General features: G+C 69.0%; 21 protein-coding genes and 1 pseudogene. 9 read left to right on the top strand and 13 right to left on the bottom strand.

The genetic code is table 11. From position 1 onward, the window contains the following. Positions 1-14: 14 nt before the first annotated feature. Both SSOG_RS47900 and SSOG_RS00155 read right to left on the bottom strand, forming a co-directional pair. A pseudogene (locus SSOG_RS47900) lies at positions 15-996 on the bottom strand (IS5 family transposase). A gap of 204 nt (positions 997-1,200) precedes the next feature. Beyond that, a complete protein-coding gene (locus SSOG_RS00155) occupies positions 1,201-1,992 on the bottom strand; it encodes an ABC transporter permease (RefSeq protein ID WP_009712146.1) in 792 nt (263 codons plus the stop codon). A gap of 419 nt (positions 1,993-2,411) precedes the next feature. Between SSOG_RS00155 and SSOG_RS00160 the strand changes: the two genes are divergently transcribed. The 3 genes from SSOG_RS00160 (at position 2,412) to SSOG_RS00170 (ending at position 3,696) form a co-directional block, all read left to right on the top strand. Further along, a complete protein-coding gene (locus SSOG_RS00160) occupies positions 2,412-2,672 on the top strand; it encodes a hypothetical protein (RefSeq protein WP_009712147.1) in 261 nt (86 codons plus the stop codon). A 304-nt stretch (positions 2,673-2,976) separates the two neighbouring features. After that, positions 2,977-3,255 carry a hypothetical protein gene (locus SSOG_RS00165; RefSeq protein WP_009712148.1) on the top strand — a complete coding sequence of 93 codons (279 nt, stop codon included), beginning with the start codon at positions 2,977-2,979 and terminating at the stop codon, positions 3,253-3,255. 138 nt (positions 3,256-3,393) lie between these two features. Continuing rightward, on the top strand, positions 3,394-3,696 hold the full coding sequence (locus tag SSOG_RS00170) for a hypothetical protein (RefSeq protein WP_009712149.1): 303 nt from the start codon (positions 3,394-3,396) through the stop codon (positions 3,694-3,696). On the opposite strand, the gene SSOG_RS47905 is transcribed toward SSOG_RS00170, so the two are convergent. Next, entirely contained in the window at positions 3,693-4,442 is a 750-nt protein-coding gene (locus SSOG_RS47905) for an HAD family hydrolase (RefSeq protein WP_078510206.1), read from the bottom strand. The two genes, SSOG_RS00170 and SSOG_RS47905, sit on opposite strands and share 4 nt — an antisense overlap. A gap of 157 nt (positions 4,443-4,599) precedes the next feature. Between SSOG_RS47905 and SSOG_RS00180 the strand changes: the two genes are divergently transcribed. Beyond that, positions 4,600-5,961 (top strand): PHB depolymerase family esterase, encoded by a 1,362-nt coding sequence (locus SSOG_RS00180; protein ID WP_086015775.1) that lies wholly within the window; start codon positions 4,600-4,602, stop codon positions 5,959-5,961. 1 nt (position 5,962) lies between these two features. Here the strand turns inward: SSOG_RS00180 and SSOG_RS00185 are convergent, their stop codons facing one another. The 6 genes from SSOG_RS00185 to SSOG_RS00200 form a co-directional block, all read right to left on the bottom strand. Then, on the bottom strand, positions 5,963-6,886 hold the full coding sequence (locus tag SSOG_RS00185; protein ID WP_009712152.1) for a VOC family protein: 924 nt from the start codon (positions 6,884-6,886) through the stop codon (positions 5,963-5,965). Then, a complete protein-coding gene (locus tag SSOG_RS55315; protein ID WP_009712153.1) occupies positions 6,883-7,605 on the bottom strand; it encodes an RraA family protein in 723 nt (240 codons plus the stop codon). The genes SSOG_RS00185 and SSOG_RS55315 overlap by 4 nt, the downstream gene beginning before the upstream one ends. Before the next feature lie 220 nt (positions 7,606-7,825). Beyond that, positions 7,826-8,095, bottom strand: a complete 270-nt coding sequence (locus SSOG_RS52030; protein ID WP_154685872.1) for a hypothetical protein — start codon at positions 8,093-8,095, stop codon at positions 7,826-7,828. 547 nt (positions 8,096-8,642) lie between these two features. Next, positions 8,643-9,239, bottom strand: coding sequence for a hypothetical protein (locus SSOG_RS00190; protein WP_154685873.1), 597 nt, complete (start codon positions 9,237-9,239; stop codon positions 8,643-8,645). A 404-nt stretch (positions 9,240-9,643) separates the two neighbouring features. Then, on the bottom strand, positions 9,644-10,438 hold the full coding sequence (locus tag SSOG_RS00195; RefSeq protein ID WP_039936165.1) for an inositol monophosphatase family protein: 795 nt from the start codon (positions 10,436-10,438) through the stop codon (positions 9,644-9,646). Positions 10,439-10,568: 130 nt separating this feature from the next. Further along, positions 10,569-11,177 (bottom strand): TetR/AcrR family transcriptional regulator, encoded by a 609-nt coding sequence (locus SSOG_RS00200; protein ID WP_039936167.1) that lies wholly within the window; start codon positions 11,175-11,177, stop codon positions 10,569-10,571. Positions 11,178-11,223: 46 nt separating this feature from the next. On the opposite strand from SSOG_RS00200, the gene SSOG_RS00205 reads away from it, so the two are divergent. Continuing rightward, positions 11,224-11,688 carry an SRPBCC family protein gene (locus SSOG_RS00205; protein ID WP_039940380.1) on the top strand — a complete coding sequence of 155 codons (465 nt, stop codon included), beginning with the start codon at positions 11,224-11,226 and terminating at the stop codon, positions 11,686-11,688. A gap of 14 nt (positions 11,689-11,702) precedes the next feature. On the opposite strand, the gene SSOG_RS00210 is transcribed toward SSOG_RS00205, so the two are convergent. Together SSOG_RS00210 and SSOG_RS00215 are read right to left on the bottom strand one after the other, a co-directional pair. Beyond that, the gene (locus SSOG_RS00210; protein ID WP_009712160.1) at positions 11,703-12,122 is read right to left on the bottom strand and encodes a CorA family divalent cation transporter; all 420 of its coding nucleotides are present in this window, start codon (positions 12,120-12,122) and stop codon (positions 11,703-11,705) included. A 9-nt stretch (positions 12,123-12,131) separates the two neighbouring features. Continuing rightward, entirely contained in the window at positions 12,132-13,226 is a 1,095-nt protein-coding gene (locus SSOG_RS00215; protein ID WP_106516329.1) for a YihY/virulence factor BrkB family protein, read from the bottom strand. 273 nt (positions 13,227-13,499) lie between these two features. Between SSOG_RS00215 and SSOG_RS00220 the strand changes: the two genes are divergently transcribed. From SSOG_RS00220 to SSOG_RS00230, 3 genes are read left to right on the top strand one after another with little or no spacing between them, the layout of a single operon-like run. Beyond that, a complete protein-coding gene (locus tag SSOG_RS00220; protein ID WP_009712162.1) occupies positions 13,500-13,826 on the top strand; it encodes a phage holin family protein in 327 nt (108 codons plus the stop codon). Further along, on the top strand, positions 13,823-14,191 hold the full coding sequence (locus tag SSOG_RS00225) for a DUF3618 domain-containing protein (protein WP_009712163.1): 369 nt from the start codon (positions 13,823-13,825) through the stop codon (positions 14,189-14,191). The genes SSOG_RS00220 and SSOG_RS00225 overlap by 4 nt, the downstream gene beginning before the upstream one ends. Further along, positions 14,188-14,454 carry a DUF4235 domain-containing protein gene (locus SSOG_RS00230; RefSeq protein WP_039936169.1) on the top strand — a complete coding sequence of 89 codons (267 nt, stop codon included), beginning with the start codon at positions 14,188-14,190 and terminating at the stop codon, positions 14,452-14,454. Before SSOG_RS00225 ends, SSOG_RS00230 begins: the two co-directional genes overlap by 4 nt. Before the next feature lie 208 nt (positions 14,455-14,662). Here SSOG_RS00230 and SSOG_RS00235 read toward each other — a convergent pair whose 3' ends face one another. Both SSOG_RS00235 and SSOG_RS00240 read right to left on the bottom strand, forming a co-directional pair. Continuing rightward, positions 14,663-15,565: an ABC transporter permease gene (locus SSOG_RS00235; RefSeq protein WP_009712165.1), complete on the bottom strand. Its 903-nt coding sequence runs from the start codon at positions 15,563-15,565 to the stop codon at positions 14,663-14,665. Next, the gene (locus tag SSOG_RS00240; protein ID WP_009712166.1) at positions 15,562-16,170 is read right to left on the bottom strand and encodes an ATP-binding cassette domain-containing protein; all 609 of its coding nucleotides are present in this window, start codon (positions 16,168-16,170) and stop codon (positions 15,562-15,564) included. Before SSOG_RS00240 ends, SSOG_RS00235 begins: the two co-directional genes overlap by 4 nt. Positions 16,171-16,829: 659 nt before the next feature. On the opposite strand from SSOG_RS00240, the gene SSOG_RS00245 reads away from it, so the two are divergent. Beyond that, positions 16,830-18,170, top strand: a complete 1,341-nt coding sequence (locus tag SSOG_RS00245) for a polyprenyl synthetase family protein (RefSeq protein WP_245606176.1) — start codon at positions 16,830-16,832, stop codon at positions 18,168-18,170. The last annotated feature ends 17 nt before the right edge of the window (positions 18,171-18,187 follow it).

The following is an 18,187-nucleotide window of genomic DNA, read 5'->3' on the forward strand; positions in this document are numbered from 1 at the left end:
GTCTGCGGTTGTGATCAATTGGCTTTCAGGAGGCTGCTGATCCAGATGGTCGCTGCGCGGAGATGCAGTCCGGCGAGGTAGCTTTCGGACGTCTTGTCGTAGCGGGTCGCGATGCCTCGCCAGTCCTTCAGCCTGTTGATGGCCCGCTCAACCGTGTTGCGATCGCGGTAGAGATCGGCGTTGTGGGTGACGGGCCTGCCGCCCCGGCTGCCTTTCTTCCTGCGGTTGGCTGCCTGGTCCTTCTTCTCCGGGATGACCGCCTTGATACGGCGTTTGCGCAGGTGGGCGCGGTTGGCGCGGGAGGAGTAGGCCTTGTCGCCGGCCACGGCGGCGGGCCGGGTGCGGGGACGGCCGACGGGTAGACGGACCCCACCTTGCTCAGGACTGGGATGAACTGGGGGCTGTCGGCGGCCTGCCCGGCGGTCAGAAGGAGCGCCATCGGCCGGCATCGCCGGTCGGCGGCCAGGTGAATTTTGCTGGTCAGCCCGCCGCGGGACCGCCCGAGCAGGGCGGCCTTCAGCCGTGCCCGCCGTCGTAAGCGGATGCGTCGGCGTTCGGCGCGGACCGGATCGATTTCGCCGTCCTGTCCGCCTTGTTCCCCGGACGCTCCCCCTTTTGCGAGGCCGCCTCTTCGAGCGCGGCCAGGGTCTCTTCGCTGACCCGCATGCCGGCCGCGTCGTGATGAGCCCGCGTGGTGGTGGAATCCACGCTGACCAGCGACATGTCGATTTCCTCCCTGCGGACGGCCTCGGCGATCGCCTCTTCCAGCAGGGCCTGGAAAACACCCGCGTCCCGCCATCGCATGAAGCGGTTGTAGACGGTCTGCCAGGCGCCGAACCGCTCGGGCATCTCCCGCCACTGACTGCCGGTGCGGAACCGCCAGATCACCCCCTCGAACTGATCCCGCAGCCGGTCGGGGTACGGGCCGAACCTGCCGACCGGCAGGAATGGCCCGATGAACTCCCACTCTTCGTCCGTGAGTTGCGTACGCGTCACACCACAGTCCTACCGGATCGGCAGGTACCGCCGATCTTGATCACAACTAAAGACAGCCCCTAGCCCCTGTAGCCCCCGGAGCGCTGGACACCGATGAGGTCGGCCGCACCGCCCCCGCGGCTATGGCCCATCGCCGTTGCCGTGCTCGGGATCGGTGCCGTCCCGGCCTCCTCGCGGTTCCCCTGCTTGGATGACAGGACTCCGTCAGGGCTTCGTTCCGTCCTGGCGGGGACGGTGCAGACGGCCGCGGGCGACGAGTTCGACCGTCACCCCGACCGCGACGGACTGAACCGCCATGAGAGCGATCAGGACGAACAGCTGTACCGCCGCGGCCATGACAGGTGTGGCTCCGCCCAAGAGCATGCCGACGAAGGCGCCGGGGAGCGTGACAAGGCCGACGGTACGGGTCTGGTCGAGGCCGGGCAGCAGAGCGTCCGAGGCCGCGGGCCGGACGATTTCCAGGCGTGCGTCCCGGTCCGGGAAACCCAGTGCCATCGCGGCTTCCACCTCGCCATGGCGCAGGGAGAGTGCGTCGAGGGAGCGGCGTCCGGCGAGTACGGTCGCGGTGAGCGCGCCGCCGATGAGGATGCCCGTGATCGGGATCAGGGTGATGCCTTTGAGCGGGACGAGCCCTGTCAGTTCGAGCGCCGCGACGACGGGGACCACACCGGCGAAGATGGGCGCCGCAGCCAGCCACCAGGAGTCATCGCTGGTGATCCGCCGTCCGGCGGTTCTTACGGCGACCGTGAACATAACGGCCAGGAAGATCACCAGACCCAGCGGGGATGTGACGGCCCAGGTGATCACGAGCGACACCGCGATGAGCTGGAGCGCTGCCCGTAGTCCGGCCGTCAGCACCTCACGCGACCTGTTGGTCCGGATGTCCGGTGCCAGGTGAAACCATGCGACGGCGCCCGCCGCCGATATCAGCAGGACGGCGAGCAGGACGCCTAGGGTGACGTTGACCGGTACGAGAGATGCCGCAGTCAGATCCATGTGTCTCACCATGAGAACCGTAGGATGACGATCCGGCTAGCCGCCTGCGCTCTCCCTCTGAGCGATCTCCACGCCGCAGTGCAGGTGCACCGCCCCGGTCATTGCTCCCAGCGCGGACGTAGCGCTGCACAGGAGCGGCAGCACGGCGACGGCTGGTGCGATGGCGGTGGCGGCGGGGGGAGTGCTCAGAAGGGCCGCGACGCGTCGCGGGACGGGGCCGGTCGTGGCGCCGGGCGCGAGGAACGGTCGGCCAACGGCTGTGTCCTTCGCCCGAAGGTCGTCGGCAACGCTGAGGTCGCCCGCGACCGGACGGGTGTCTGCCCGGAGGCGCGCCGAGCGGAGCTGCCGAAGTCGGCGACTGGTCGTGGTGCGGGCTCCAGTGTCTTGCGCAGGCCCTGGCTCACGACGTATCGGCTCAGATGGGCGAGGGCGAAGCTGGGCTCGACGAGTTCCTGGGCCGCCGTAACCGATGTCAGGTCGGCCTGCGGGAAAGCGGCGCGGTCACCGGCTGGGGGCCATGGCGACAGGCGCCTGATGGGCTCCTCAAGTACCGCCAGCAGATCACCGACCAGCAGGTCAAAGTCGTCGACGGACACATCACCGTCCCCGAAGGTCCGGGCCTCGGCTTCGCCGTCGACGAGACCGAACTGCGCCGACTAGGCGCCCGCGCCCAATCCTGACCACCGCCCCGCGCCTGTCCGGGGCGGCCGGGAGGGGTCCCGGTCGTGGCGGGGTTCAATGGCGGCCATGTTGCGTAGAAGGTCATCCACCGCCGTCGTCGCCGTTGTTGTCGCTGTCGTGTTCGCCGCTCTCACGTCGTGTTCCTCGGGTTCTTCGGACGAGTCCCCCGCCGGGGGTCGGCCCAGTGGGTCCGGCTCCGGGACACCGGAGCCGGACCCCAGTCCGACTCGCACGGAAACGGCCACGCCGTCGCCCTCACCGACCGGGCCGTGCGCTGACGGGACATGTGAGATCGAGGTCGCCGTGGGGGACGGCGTGACAGTGCCGGAAAAGTACGGCCTCGGGCCGATCGAGGTGACGGCGATCACCGGCGGCGAGGTCGCGATGGCCGCGCCGCTGACGGGGTCGGGCTACAGCGTTTCTGGCTGTTCCGGTGGCGGCGGAGTGTCCTCGGAGGGCAACGGCGGCGTCAGGCTCAGCTGCGGCGAGGGACCCGCCGCGACCATCAACGATGCCATGAGCCTGAAGGTCGTCAAGATCCTCGACACCACCGCCGTCCTCCGTATCGCACCCGTTGGGTGACGTTCGGCTCGGCTCTTGGGGCAGGGTGCCGTACGGGGGTGCCGGTCGCACGGGGGTGGTGCCGAGGGGCTGAGGGCTGGTGGGCCCGTGGGCTCGCGGGCGTCGCCTTCTGACATCGGGATGGAAAGGATCTTTAGAATGCGCAGCTCAGGGCGGCCATGGCTCAGGGTCCTGGGCTGGGTTCTGATCATCGTCGGCATGACCGCGTTCTTCATCAACGCCGAGGCCCTCATGAACGGCGACGCCGTCGAGTGCGACGGCAGCCCGATGAGTCCCGGTCAGTGGTGCGTGAGGGTAGGCGGCGAATCTCTCAGCTACGACGAGGAGAAGAAGAACGAAGCCCGTGGAGAACTCGTCGGCTACGCCGGGGCGGGCCTCGGCGTCCTCGGTATCGTCGTCTTGATCAGCAATGGGATCACCACGCGGCGAGGAAACCGCTAACGCCAGCCGTCAGTGGGGAGCGCGTTGAGGGAGGCGTTACGGAGCGGGGCGGGGCTTCCCCGGTCGCCGGTGGCGAGGACCGGGCGTACGCCGAGCCGCCGCAGCCGGTGCACGGCCCGGCGGCTGCCGGGGCGGAGGACGTCGCCGACGGCGATCAGGGCCTGCGCCACCCCGTCGACGCGCACCACGACGGGTGTGTGTGCCGCCGTCTCCGCGGCCGCGAGGGCTTCCGCCAGTTCCGTGGGCAGCGCGTCGTCCGGGGCGAGGACTTCGACCCGCCGGTCGTCGACCAGGCCGCGCACCCCCGGCCCGCCGTCGAAGCGAAGTCGCTCACCCGGGGCAACGGGCACCACCGGGCAGGGCGCGCTCGCACGTACGCGGCGATCGCCCGACCCAGCGGATACTCCGAGCCCCGTTCCACCGCGCCGACCAGCCACAGCCCCGTACCCTCCCCCAACTCGCGGCACGGCCGTGAGCCGGGCAACGCTCATGTGCCCGAAGGTGAGGGTGCCCGTCTTGTCGAGGCCGACGGTGTCGATCTGTCGGAGCAACCTCCAGCGCCCGCGGTAACCGCCGCCTGTGGGTCGGATCCGGCGCCCAGCCAGAACCGCGGCCGACACCGCGCCCCCGGACAGCCGTCGCTCTGGGGGGCACGAGCACGCCTCCGGATTGATGCACATGACGCATCGACAGATCCCAGGTCCGATCCTGGGCACCATTGGGACACGGCTTGGAGACTCACCCATGACAGGCGACGCCCGCCACCTGCCTCGCCCAGGAATGACGCCGCTCGGCCGCGCGTCGGCGCTCGCCCCACCGTACGGATCGTTCTCGGTTCACCGCACCAGGCAATCGGCTCCATGTCCGGCCCTCGCGGGCCGCCCGACACCTTACGGAGGACCCATGAGAGACATCACCAGACGTACGGCGCTCACCATGGCCGCGGGTACCGTCACCGCCTCGACGGTGATCAGCGCGGCCACTGCGGCGGCCGATGCCCCGGCGCCGGGACGGCCCGTGGCATCCGGAGCCAATCCCGCTCTGCGGACCACCCTCATCACACGGGTGACGCCCAGGAACAACTGGCGGGTGACCGCCGTCGCCATCCGCTACGCGCACCCCCTCCACATGCGCGGCGGCGTCATCCCGCCCTCCGCGTTCCAGGTCACCGCCGACCTCGGCAGGCAGAGCGCGGCCCGAACGGTCATCCGGGCCTACCCGAACACCGTGGCCAGGACGGACGACCACCCCGATGCGGGACGGCCGGGCAGATACCTCGTCATCGAGCTCGACCCGGACGACGCCAATGCGCAGGCCTCCGGCACCGATCCTCTTCCGCTCCACCGCGCCTACGCCGTCCGGCAGGTGGCCGACGTGAGGACGCCCGGCGGCGGCCTGGTGCTCCCGGCCGGGCCGTGGGCGATCCGGAACGACGACGTCATCACCCCGGTGGTCGACGACTTCATCGCGGGATCGTTCACCGACTCCACGGGCTTCGAGCTGGCCTTCCGGCTCTACCAGCCGGAAAAGTTCGTGCGGAGTCCGGGGGCGGCCACCCGGTATCCACTCGTCATCACCCTGCACGGCGGCGGCGAGGTCGCCGACAACAACATGACCCAGCTCACCGCCAATCGCATCGCCGTCACCTTCGCCAAGCCGGAACGTCAGCGTCGGCACCCCGCGTTCGTGCTCGCCCCGCAGATCCCGCTGCCCCGCCCCATGGACGGGCCCGGCAATACGGACTGGACCGACCCCAAGGTCCGAGCAGCGCTGGTCGAACTCATCGACACCTTCACGATGCAGCGCCCCGTCGACGCGGACCGGCTCTATCTCGTCGGCCTGTCATCGGGTGCGCGAGGCATCTTCAACCTGCTCCCGAGGCATCCCCACACCTTCGCCGCGGCCCTGGCCACCGCCAACTGGGGCGACCCGTCGACCATGGACAGCACCACGCACATCCCGATCTGGGCCGATCACTCCATCGACGACCCGGTGGTCCCCTACCGCGAGGGACGGTTCGGCAAGCCCGGCACCTGGACGCTGATGAACGCGCTGGAGAGCGCCGGTGCACAGATCACCCGCGGGGAGTGGGCCAACGACCTGCCCAAGGGGGAGTTCGAAGCCCGGTCCAGGGCCCTGCTGAACCGCGCACGCCGGGCCGACAGCCATGTGCTGTTCACCAGCTACACGCCCGGAACGACGCCGGTGAGCCCGCACTTCGCCTGGGCACAGGCTGGCTCTTCGATCAGTCCCGTTAGGTCCTGACTCAGCTTCGGGGTGCGTGCCGGCCGGTCATGAGTTCGGCGAGGTCTTCCGGGTGAAGGAACGAGGGTGGTGGGGGTGGGCCCCAGTTGAACAGGCCTTCCGCCCCTTTCCAGACCTCGGGTTCCCAGATCTCGTCTTCGGGGATGCAGTCCATGTCCGAGTAGTACTCGGAGAAGTTGCCGGCCGGGTCTTTGAGGTACCAGAAGAAGTTCGATCCGGCGTGGTGGCGGCCCAGTCCCCACACATGGCGTTCGGGGTGGTTCTCGAGCATCGCGGTCGCGCCCCGCCCGACCTCGTCGATGTCGTCCACCTGCCAGCTGGTGTGGTGCAGGTACGCAACCGGTGCGGCCATCGCCAGTACGTTGTGGTGGTCGACGGAGCACCGCATGAACGCGCCCTTGTCGTCGATGTAGTCGCTGATCCTGAAACCGATGCCGTCGGTGAAGAAGCCCGTGGTGGCGTGGAGATTGGTCGTGCCGATGACCGCGTGCCCGAGCTTTTTGGGCCGGACCGCCCCGGTGCGGAGCACGCCGGGCGCGCGGCCGTTGCGCTCCACACGACCCGGGCCGTTGTAGGGGGTAGCGGGCACCGGTTGTGCCACGATGCGGGGTGCGACTTCGACACGGACCACCACCTCAGTGATCGGTTCGGTCGCTCGGAGGACGTGGGCATCGAAGCCGCGGGGAACACCGAGTCGTTCCAGGTTCGTCGCGATGCGGGCGATGTCGTCCGCATCGTCCACCCCGATGCCGATCTCCACCAGCCGACGGGTGGGTGTGCGCACGAGACGCAGTTGCTCCCCGCCGTCGCGGGTGGCGAACACGTTCCCACCGCGGTGCTCGAGACCGAATGCGTCGTAGTAGGCGGTCGTCGCGTCGAGATCGGGAACGCCGATGGTGACGCTGGTCAGTCGGTGCAGGCTCATGGTGTTATGCCTCCGGGGACTCGCGAAGACCTGGTCGAGCTCGCCGATTCCGTCGATCCAGCTGCGCAGCTGCTGCCCGGGGGTGGAGAACCGCCGGGCTTGGCGGCCCTGGCCGACTCCGGCAGGGTACCGGTGAACACGAGATCGCCGGGGTAGAGCGTGATGATGCGAGACAGGTTCGCGGAAACCAGATCGCGGCCCTGGAACGCCAACTCGGCAAAGGAAACGTCCGGTTCAGCTCGAGCGACCGGGCGTTCCTGGCGGCACTGCCGCACCGGCTGCCGTTCCACCCAGGCCACAGGCCGAGACGGCCCCGGTGTCACGGACGGATGAAGACCGCCGTACCCAGCCCCCACGATCCGGCGGAGGAGGCCGGGCTCGGCACGGTCCGAGAGCTCCGCATCGTGCAGTACGGCGGCCAAGGTGTCCGGCGCCAGGGCGATCACGCCGTTGGCATCGCCGAGGATGACATCACCGGGTTCGATCCGGACGCCTCCGATGTCGACGGGAACCCGCCGGTGTCCTCTTGTTCCGTCCAGCTTCTTGGTCGTGAGGCAAGTGGATCCCCGGGCGTGGACGGGAATGCCGGTTCGAGGGTCCTGGAGCGCGTCGGTATCGGTAACCGCTCCGGGAAGTGGCCGAGCGGAGATGCCGGACGGCGTGCGATCGTCCGTCTCACTGTTGGCGACCGCGTCGGTGAGGCCGCTCCATACCGTCATCGGTACGTGCCGGACGATGACCGGCGATGAACCTCTCGTACACGCGGTTGTAGGTGTCGAGTTGGTCGGGGGAGCTGAGCCACGGTTCGCCCTTGCGGTTGGCCGCAGCAGTCGGATGCCGTGGCCGGCCGACTGATGCTCGAAGTCGCGGCCGAAGTAGTTCTTGTCGCCGGTCAGGTCTGTCCGGGCCGGGTGGCGAGGAGTTCGGGCTGGGCATTCGTCACGTCGATGATGAAGCGTGCCTCGCCGGGCTCGACGCCGCGGTCGGCAGCGCCTCGATCGGCGTGAAGCCCGGGGCCTGGCTGTGGTCGCCCAGTTCCTGAAGCAGCAGTGCCGCCACCGTCAGCGCGTGCGCGGTATGAGCCTGCGACGCGCATTTCACTCCCAGCAGTTTGGGAGCACCGAAGCCGTGAACCGCTTCTCTCGTGCAGGCGCAGCTGGAAACTCGCCAGGGCAGTGAGCAACGCGATTGCCGGTCGTCGTCTTCCATGCCGTACCGGCGCCGAAGGGAGGAAGGCCCGTGGCAAGACCCGCGGTCGGGGCGGCTTTGCGCCGCTGTGCCGAATGCGGCGGATGCGAGTACAGCGGTGCACCCGCCTGCACCGCGTGCCGCGAGCTGGTGGACGGCATCCTGGAAGACGAATGGTCTGCCTTTCTGCGCCAGTGGGGTGCCAGCGGCTCGCAGGAAGCCGCGGCACTTGCCGAGGTGGTGGCGGCCGGACCCGACCGTCACGACTGGCGGGTAGTGGATGCCGCGCTCGACAGGCTGGTCTGCTCCGCATGCGGTGACCGACCCAGCCGCGGTCTTAGTCGGCTGCTCCGCATGCGATCTTGCTCACGGCTTCCGCTATGCCGCAGTCGAGACGGACCGGCCAGGTGCCCTGCACGGCAACGAGCACACCATTGAGCAGGCCATCGAGGAAACCCTCGGGCGCCAGCGCGACAGGAGGCACCCTTCCAGATGACCTCTGAGGCACTCCGGTTGGCCGTGGCGGGAACGGGTGCCGCAGCCCGTCCCCGCACGCCGTTGGGCATCCTCAGGCGGCGGCGGGATCCCCCGCTCGGCACCCCAGCCGCGCGGCCTCGCGCACCCCGTCGCTCAGCCCCTTCTCCGGCTTTCGCCCACAGGCGACGGCGCCCACCTCGAGCGCCTGCCAGGTCACCACGTGGCCCGATGCGGCCCTGCCCCGGCCCGTGCAGCGGTACCGGAAATCGGCCTCGATCAAAGTGGCGGCGCGGGCGGGGACATAGCGATCGGACGCCTCCGCCTCGTGCAGGCCGTAGCTCGAGCGGTCATTGGCGGTGGTCCTGGCCGACAAGCCGTTGACATCGCCGGCCAGCTCGTCGGCGGGCAGCTTGAGATGCCGGGCAAGGGAGTGGATCACCCGCTGCTGCGAGAGCTTGCCCCCTGTTGTCCGGACGGACCTGGTGTAGCGGGCGACCTCTCGGACATCTTTGGTGCTGACCTTCTGCCCCTTGTCGTAGTGGCGTGTCCGACCCAGGTCGGTCAGGACCGACTGCCGGGAGACGTTGAACCATTCGTAGCTGCCCTTGTCGCACGCAGGGCCGACGGCCTTCTCGCCATCTCCCCCGGAACAGCCCGCCACCCCCGTAACGATCACCATGGTCGCCATCGCGGCGCTCCACCTGCGCTTCATTCGCTCATCCCCGTTGTGTGTGCCGCGCCATCGCGGCCCGATCATGCTCGTCAGGCCATGATCCACAATGGGCCAGGGGCGGACAAGGGCGGGCGGAGATCTCGCTTCCGGAAGTCGAAGTCTGGGGAGCGGGTGGCATAGGCTCCCTTCGGCCGAATCTGAAAAGCCGTCACGCCCTCGAAATGGGACAGGACTGCCTCGGCCTGGAGCGGCAAGCGGCGCGAGCGGTATGCCAACGCCCGTCACCCAGACGTCCTCGCAGCTCAACGCCGTGAACGTGCCCGGGTCCGCAGAGAGAAGGGCATCCGCTGGGGCGGCAGGTCCCTCCAGGCCGCAGCCTGACCCGGCCCGGCGAAACCCATGCGGTCACAGCACTGGCTTCAGCTGCGCATCATCGACATCAGCAGCCCGTGAGTCTCGTCGTCGGCGGCGACCACAAGCCCACGACCTGCCTCACCTATCGGGGCACCGTCGATGCCGGTGACAACGCAGCCAGCAGCCCGGCACACAGCGATGCCGGCCGCGAAATGCACGCTCCCGGAGAGGTCGCCGCCATCGGTGACATACGCGGCGCGCTTGCCGGCAGCCACCCAGGCCAGCGCCAGCGTCGTGGATACGACGCGCGGCCGGAAACGTTCGATGAACCCAGGGTGGGCCAGCAGATCCACGGCCCGGAATCCCGGCGCACTCGGGAACGGCGGATCCAGGTTGACGTCCACCAATCGGGTAGCGCACGTGGGCGTCAGCAGTGCCTCGTCGGCCCCGTCATGCCGCACCCAGGCGGTCTCCCCGTCGGTGAAGAAAACCTCGCCGCTGAACGGGTCAGCCACCGCCGCCGCCCCATCGCGCAGCGCCACGTTGACAGCCACCAGCATGGTGCCGACGGCGTAGTTCAGCGTGCCGCACAGGGGATCCACCAACCACTGGCGCACAGCGTCGGTGGCGCCCTGCTGCCCGCCTTCCTCGCCGAGCACCGCGTCATCGGGCCGTGCGGCACGGATGACGCCGAGGATCGTCTTCTCGGCCTCCACATCGGCGGCGGTGGCGAAGTCCCCGGCACCCTTGTCGATGCGGTTGAGCCGCTGGCCGTACATGTTGCGGACCACGTCCGCGCCAGCCCGTGCCCCGGCTATCGCGACTGCAGCATCGTCAGAACTCGCGTATGAGTCGATCACGCCGTGCAGACTATCGAGGCGAAGCTGCCGACCCGGCGAACCTTCCCGGTCAGAGCACTCACCGACCGCACCGTGGTGCGGCTGATCCCATGGGTGCGGGTGCGGGAGATCGACGGTCACGTCACGGCCATCACTCCAGGCCGTAGTACAGCCGGAGGAACTCCTCCATCGCCGCGTCGACACCGGCACGGTCACCGGTGGCGAGCAGGTCGAGCAGCAATCCGCGGACGGTGGCGAGTCCCAGCCTCGCGCGGTTCCGGGCCGCGACCGGATCCGCCCCCGCGGCGACCTCGGCGGCCACGAGCGGTTCCAGCCAGTCCGTCACGAGCCCTTCCAGGATCGGGACGGCCTCGGGGCGGCCCTGTAGTGCGTGCCCGCATATCTCGAAGAAGAGCCGCTCCTGATCGGCCAGCCGAGGGTCCGTCAGCTGATGCCATAGAAGTCGTGCGACATCAGCGGGCGAAAGACCGGGCCCCGCGTGGAGCCGGGACAGCAGATCGCGCTGGCGCCGTTCCGACGCCCGGACGATCTCGACGAGCAACTGCTCCTTGGTGCCGAAGTAGTGGATCAGCATGCGATGACTGACACCGATCGCGGCACCAAGGCGGCGCAGGCTCAGGTCCGCGATGCCGTGTGCCGTGACGTGGTCGACGGCCGCGTCGACCAGTTGAGCGCGCCGGTCCCCGTCCGTGCCGGGGGCGGCGTTGCTCTCAGGATGCGGGTCATCCGTATTCACCACATCGTGAGTGTACCAATTGGTACATGACCTATGTACCGTGTGGTACATGAGGTCTGTCACCGTGTCGATCGAAGTTCCGCACACGCCCGAGCAGGTCTACGACTTCCTCGATGTCATGGCTCACCACGAGCGGTTCACGAACCACTATCTGACCGACTGGCGCTACAGCGGTCCCGTCCGCGGCACAGGATCGTGCGCCACCGTCACCGCTGCGCTGGGTGGCACGAAGACCGACGTCACCATCGAAGTGGTCGAGGCCGACGCGCCGCGGCGCATCGTCGAACGGAACGTCAGCGCGGGCGGTCGGCGCCTGGCCTACGGCACCTACACCATCGAACCGCTGCAAACCGGCGGAAGTCACGTCTCGTTCACGTACTCCTGGGTTCTCGCCCCTCTCGCCGACCGCCTGCTGGCGCCCGTTGTCCGGGCGGTGATGTTGCGTGCCAACCGCGCGGTCATGCGGCGCCTGGCCGCCGAGCTGGCCCATCACGAGTCCGCTGCCGGATCCTGACCTGCGCGGGCGTGTTACCCGGCGCTCACAGGGCAGTACGTCCAGTTCAGCTCCGGCATATGTGCGAAGTTCATGCCGTAGATACCAACGATGAGGGTCGGACTGGCCAGGATCGCAGCCGAGGCGGAAATGCGGAGCATGTCGTCGTTCTGGGGCCATCCGGCGTGGGCTCCCGCGAAATCCTGCACCACCGGGGCCAAGGGCTGGACAGCGTGGCGGAATTCGACGACCTCGCGTTTGAGAGAGTAGATCTCCTCGGTCAGGTCCTCGCGATCCGGGGAGAAGACGCGTCGTTCCAGCGCGGTCAGATCGGAGCGGACCTGGACGCTGGCCTCGGTGCAGGAGTCGACCACCGTGTCCAGGACGGCGTGCAGTACGGCGACGGACCCGAACTGGAGCCCCCCATACCTTTCAGACCGTCCAGTCGCCTTCACAGACCGCGGTCAGGTCTCATCCATGTGGCGCAGGTCCTGCTCATCCCACTTTCGGGTGTCGCGCGGCTCCACGTACGGCTCGGCATGCGACGGGTGGCCGCCGGCGATCGCCCGCTGACGCGCTGTCTCCGCGTCGAACTCCAAGCCCAGCAAGATCGCCAGGTTACTGATCCACAACCAGACGAGGAAGACGATGACACCCGCCATCGTGCCGTAGGTCTTGTTGTAGGAGGCGAAGTTGGCTACGTAGAACGTGAACCCGGCGGAGACGATCATCCAGATCACCAGAGCCAGAAAACTACCCGGCGTGATCCACCTGAACTTCTTCACCTTGGCGTTCGGGGCGGCCCAGTAGAGAAGCGCGAGCATGACCGTGATCAGGATGACCAGGACGGGCCACTTGGCGATGGACCACACCGTCAGCGTGGTGTCCCCGATCCCCAGGGCTGCCCCGGTCTGGCGGGCCAAGCCGCCGGTGAAGACCACGATCAGTGCGCTGGCCACGGTCAGCACCATCAGCACGACCGTCACCCCGACCCGCACGGGCAGGATCTTCCACGCCGGGCGCCCCTCGGGCATCTCGTAGACGGCGTTGGACGCGCGGATGAACGCCGCCACATACCCGGACGCCGACCAGACGGCCAGCACCAGGCCGGTGATCGCCATGATGGAGCCGGTGCCGCCATTGCCCTGTAGCTGCTCCACGGTCCGGGTGATGAGGTCGCGTGCCGAGCCGGGGGCGAGTTGCTTGAGGTTGCTCAGCACCTCGTCCGTAGTGGACTTTCCGGCGATGCCCACCAGGGAGACCAGCACCAGCAGCGCCGGGAACAGCGACAGCACCCCGTAGTAGGTCAGCGCGGCGGCCCGGTCGGTGAGTTCGTCGTCCTTGAACTCCCTCAGGCTGCCCTTGAACACCGCACCCCAGGACCGTTTCGGCAGATCGGCCGGAGTGTCCGGGGCGCGTCGCTCCACCTCCTGGTCGGGGCCGTAGGTGTACCCCAGGTGTGAAGGTGGTCGATGGGCAGCAGAGCCCGGGGCCGCCTCCGCGTCCTGGTCCGAGTGCAGCTGATGACTCGTGTGTCCCGGTTTCGGTAGCCGAACCATGAGGTGCGGAGTACCCCCTCGAGCGCAGGCCACGCGCTGAGGCCGCTGATGCCCCGCCGCTCGATCTCCGGCGTGAGCGGCGCGGGCAGCCAGATGTGCTCTGAACTCGTTCGTCAGGGGTACTCGTGCGCCCGACCGGAAACAAGTCGGGAGGTGAAGGAGTGTCCAAGGAGGTCCCCTCCGCGGCCGATACGCACCGCAGTGCTCAGGTCTCCGGTTCCGAGCCGGTGAGCGAACTGGTGCGGCGGGCGGTCGGAGCAGCTGACGGAGCTTGTGCATGGCGAACTGCGGCTGGCACAGGCGGAGATGGAACGGAAGGGAAAGCGGTTAGGCAAGAGCGGTGGGTTGTTCGGTGGCGCCGGTGTGATCGGTTTCCTGACTCTGGAAGCGCTGACGGCCACCGTCATCGCGGCTCTGGCCGTGGTGCTGCCCGTGTGGGCCGCGGCATTGATCGTGACCGGCGTGCTGGGCGTCATCACCGCGGTTCTGGCACTGGCCGGCAAGAAGGAAATCAGTCAGGCGACCCCGCCCGTGCCCGAACAGGCGATCGCAAGCGTGAAGGAAGACATGGCCGAGATCAAGGAGCGTGCACGCCGATGACCCAGCCGCCCCACGACGAGCCCACCGCCGCCGGCCCGGAGGAGTTGCGCGAGCAGGTCGAGCAGACCCGGCAGAAACTCGGTGAGACGGTCAATGCGCTGGCAGCCAAGACCGATGTCAAGGCGGGTGCCAAGGAGAAGGCAGCCGACGTCAAGCGGCAGGCGGGCGCCAAGGCAGAGGAGCTGAAGACCAAGGCCGCCGACGCCGCCTCGCAGGTGCAGGACAAGCTTCCCGAGCCGGTGCGCGAGAAGGCCGTCCAAGGGGCCCGTGGAGCGCGTGAGAACCGCACCGCGCTGCTGGTCGCCGTCGGCATCGCGATGCTCTGGCTGGCGCGTCGCCGCGGGAAGGGGTGGAACGAACGTTGAAGGCATCAAAGGTGGTCTACAAGCCGGTCGGGCTGGCGCTGGGAGCCGTGAGCGGCCTGATCGCCGGCAGACTGTTCCAGCAGGCGTGGAAGATACTCGGCAACGAACAGGACGCGCCCGACCCCACCGACGAGGACCGGACCTGGGGCGAGGTACTGCTCGCCGCCACTCTCCAGGGCGCGGTCTTCGCTGCGGTGAGGGCGGCCGTCGAGCGGGCCGGCGCCACCGCCACCCGCGGCCTGACCGGCACCTGGCCTGGTTGACCACATCCGGGACGGCGGTACGGCGCCGCCGCGCGCCCGGTCGGCGCTCAGGTCGTGCCCCGACACGGCCGTCGCGGCGCTGCCGTCGAGGCCGGTGTGTGCCGCAACAAACTCACCCACAGCACATCGGCCTCAGGGACCCTTCCAGGCCAGTCGACGCCGGCCCCGGCCGTAGTGCCGGTCCCTGGCGGCACACACGTGGCACCGGTCAGCGGCGACTGATCCGGCGGGGTCGTCGCTCTGTGCGCTCGGACGAGGAGGTCCCGCTCGGGAGGGCCTCGGCCTGCGGGGTGACGTCGGCGGTGGGCGGCGCGATGGCGTGCGGTCGTGTCCTGCTGAGACTGTTCCGGGTTCGGATGTGGAAGGCGAGAAGGCCGACGAGCGCGGCGGCTGCGAACCATCCGGTCTGGATGGCCAGGTATTTCGGCAGGGGCGTGGTGGAGAACCCCGCGCCCGTAGCGGCCTGCATCGCGCCGTAGGACGGCAGATAGCGCACGATGCTGCCATTGGAACTGGAGCTGTAGAGGGGGTTTTGGAGGGCGAGGTCGATGACGCTGGTCATCACGACGGCGAACATGCCCTCCACTTCGCGTCGTAGCAGTGAGCCGAAGGCGACGCCCAGGGCACCGTAGGTGATCCCGGCGAGGAACAGGGCCGCAGCGAGCAGGGCTGGTTGCTCGGGTCTCCAGAAGGCGCAGGTGAGTGCTGTCGTGTAGGCGGCCACGGCTGCGGAGGCCAGCGTGAGGGAGGTGAGCTTGGCCAGGACGAGATGGGTGCGGGGGTAGCCGGCCAGGGCCAGCCGACGGTCGAAGCGGCCGCCTGCGAACGAGGCCGCGAACATCATGAAGCCGATGATCAGGGTGACGGCGTTGAGGGCGCCGGTGATCTCGGTCAGCTGGTTGCCGTGGGGGGTGAGCAGGTTTCCGGTGGCGCGCAGCCGGAAGCGGGTGCGGGTGTCGGGAACGGACCAGAACGCCAGCGCGGTCCACACCGGGATGAACAGGGCCATGAGCACCATGGCGAAGCGGTTGCGCAGGTGCTCGGTCAGCGCGTAGCGGGCCGCGGTCGTGAAGAACGTGCGATGGCGGTGACCGGACCGGCGGGGCGTCATGCCGCACGCTCCGGGATCTGCTCGTGCAGGATGCCACCTTCCAGGCGCCACAGCACGTCCAGACGTGTCGCGTCGTAGGCGAGGTGGGAGACCAGGAGCACCGATCGGCCCTCCCCCCGCAGCCACGTCGCCAGGTCCCAGAACCGCTGGTAGGTCTCCCAGTCGAAGCCCTGGTAGGGCTCGTCCAGCAGCAAGGTGTGCGGGTCGTGCATGAGGGCGAGGGTGAGGTTCAGCTTCTGCCGGGTCCCGCCGCTGAGGACTCCGGCCCGCTCGCCCGCGTACTCGCTGAACTGCAATGCCTCCATGACCTCTTCGGCGCGCCCCAGGTCGGCCAGTCCGTAGGCGACCTTGAAGTAGTCCAGGTGCTGGCGAACGGTGAGTGCGTCGTTGAGGACGGCCGCCTGCGGACAGTACCCGAACCCTCCGTCATGGATGACCGCGCCCCGATCGGGGGCCAGTTCACCCGAGAGGATCTTCAGCAGGGTCGACTTGCCCGCACCGTTTTCGCCGACTATCCCGGCCAGGACTCCCGGTTGCAGTCGTAGGTCTATGCCGCGCAGTACCTCACGTCGGCCGTAGGCGTGGTGCACGCCCTTTACCTCCATCGAGGGCCTCCTCCCCTTGGCGTTCCGCTATAACGAGCCGGGAGCGCGTACGACACGCCAATTGCGGTGCTACAGGCGGAGGTTCATCCGATCTGATGATCTGGCGGTCAGTGGTCGTTCAGCGGGGACCACGGACACTTAGCTTCTTGGCATGGCCACATCCTCCCGCCGTGCAGCGCAAGTCCCTGCTCAAGCAGCGCGCCATGACGCCACGGTCTCAGCGCCCTTCGGCTCTCCGCACCCTTCCGCCGGCGCTGAGGCGTGGTACCTCAATGGTCATCTGCGCGACGAGGACGGCGACACCTACACGTGGATGATCAGCATGCTGCGCCACCACGACGTACGGGACAACGACGCCACCCCCGGCTATGCCCTGGTGTCCGTGTGCTCAGGCCCGAAGGGTGTGTCTCACGGAGCCTGGCTCACGCCCACCATGCACCACGCGGTGCGCGACGCGCTCACCGGCGACACCTCACAGGATCCCCGGGTCCGCGAAGCACTGACGCAGGCCCTTGCCGAGGGCCCCCTGCTTCCGGACCGGCTGCTGGCCGACCCAGTGGCCGCCTCGGCCGAGACCCTGAACATCTCCTTCGGTGACCTGGCGGCCCTGCGCCGCGAGGAAGACGGCAACCCTCAACACCTACCCCACCACAGTGCACGTGAGCGTGCCCGACCTCGGCCTGGACGCCGAGATCACCGCAACAACCGCCCAGGGCGAGGTCCGCACCCTGGTCGTGGGCCGCGCCATGTGGGAGAGCCCCGCAGCCGTGCACGGCACCATGGGAACCACGCCCGTCAGCGGCACCGCCTTCCTGCAGACCCTCCCGACCAACACCATCGGCGACATCGAGCACTACATGCGCCGTACCCACGACATCGCCGGAGCGGAAGCCGCAGCCCTGTACTCCCCCGACCCGGCAGACGACGCCGCGCTCGGGCTCCTCACCGGCACCAGCGGCCTGACCGGCCTCGACGCCGGCGCACGCGCCCGTCTCCACCGGGCGGTCGCCGCTCCGCTCCTGCACCTGCTGAACAACCCGGGGCGCTCCTGGCGCCCCTACGTCGCCGCGGCCGTCCTGTGCCTTCTCGACGCCGACCCGGAGCCCTACCGGCCTCTCACCGCGGTCACCGAGCTCCTCCACCTCTCCGCACTGGTCATCGACGACATCCAGGACGACTCGCCCACGCGGCGCGGCCGCCCGAGTGTCCACGAGGTCTTCGGCACCGCCCCCGCCATCACCGCCGGCACCCTCGGCTACTACACCTTCGACGCCCTCATCCAACGGGTCCCGCAGGCCGCCCCGGAAACCATGCTCCGCATCTACCGGCTCTACCTGCGCGACCTGCGCGCCGCCCACGCCGGCCAGGCCCTCGACATCGCCGGACACCACGCCGCGTTCGACGAAGCCGTCACCAGCGGCGACGCCCGCCCGCTCCTCGACGAAGTCCGCACCGCACACCGGCTCAAGACAGGGATGCTCGTTCGCAGCACCGCCGAGGTGTCCGCGCTCCTCGGCGGCGCCGACGAGCGGCAACTCGACGCCATCTGCCGGTACTTCGAAGCCGTCGGAACCGCCTACCAGATCACGGACGACGTCGCCGACCTGTACGGGCTGGTGACCGCCCAGGAACATCAGCAGGGCATCACCACGCGCTCCCCCGCAGAAGACCTGCGCAACGGCGAGGTCACCTATCCCGTGGCCCACGCTGTCGGACTCCTTGATACGACCGACCGCCACCACCTGCGCGATGCGCTCCGGCAGCGCTCCGACACCGGGGCGCGCGCAGCATCCGAGCTCCTCGTCCGCAGCGGCGCCCTCGAGGCGTGCATGACCGAGGCCCGCAGCCTCGTCGACGAAGCCTGGGCCAATCTCGCCCCGCTCCTGCCGCCCACCCCGCACAAGGCCATGGTGCGCGCCCTGGGCTGGTACGCCGCCCAACGCGAAACCGACCACATCCCCAGCGGGGCAGGCGAGACCCCGACTGCCACGCGGACCTGACACGGTTCCGCTCTGCC

Source organism: Streptomyces himastatinicus ATCC 53653 (assembly GCF_000158915.1).
In the GTDB taxonomy this organism is placed as follows: Bacteria; Actinomycetota; Actinomycetes; order Streptomycetales; family Streptomycetaceae; genus Streptomyces; species Streptomyces himastatinicus.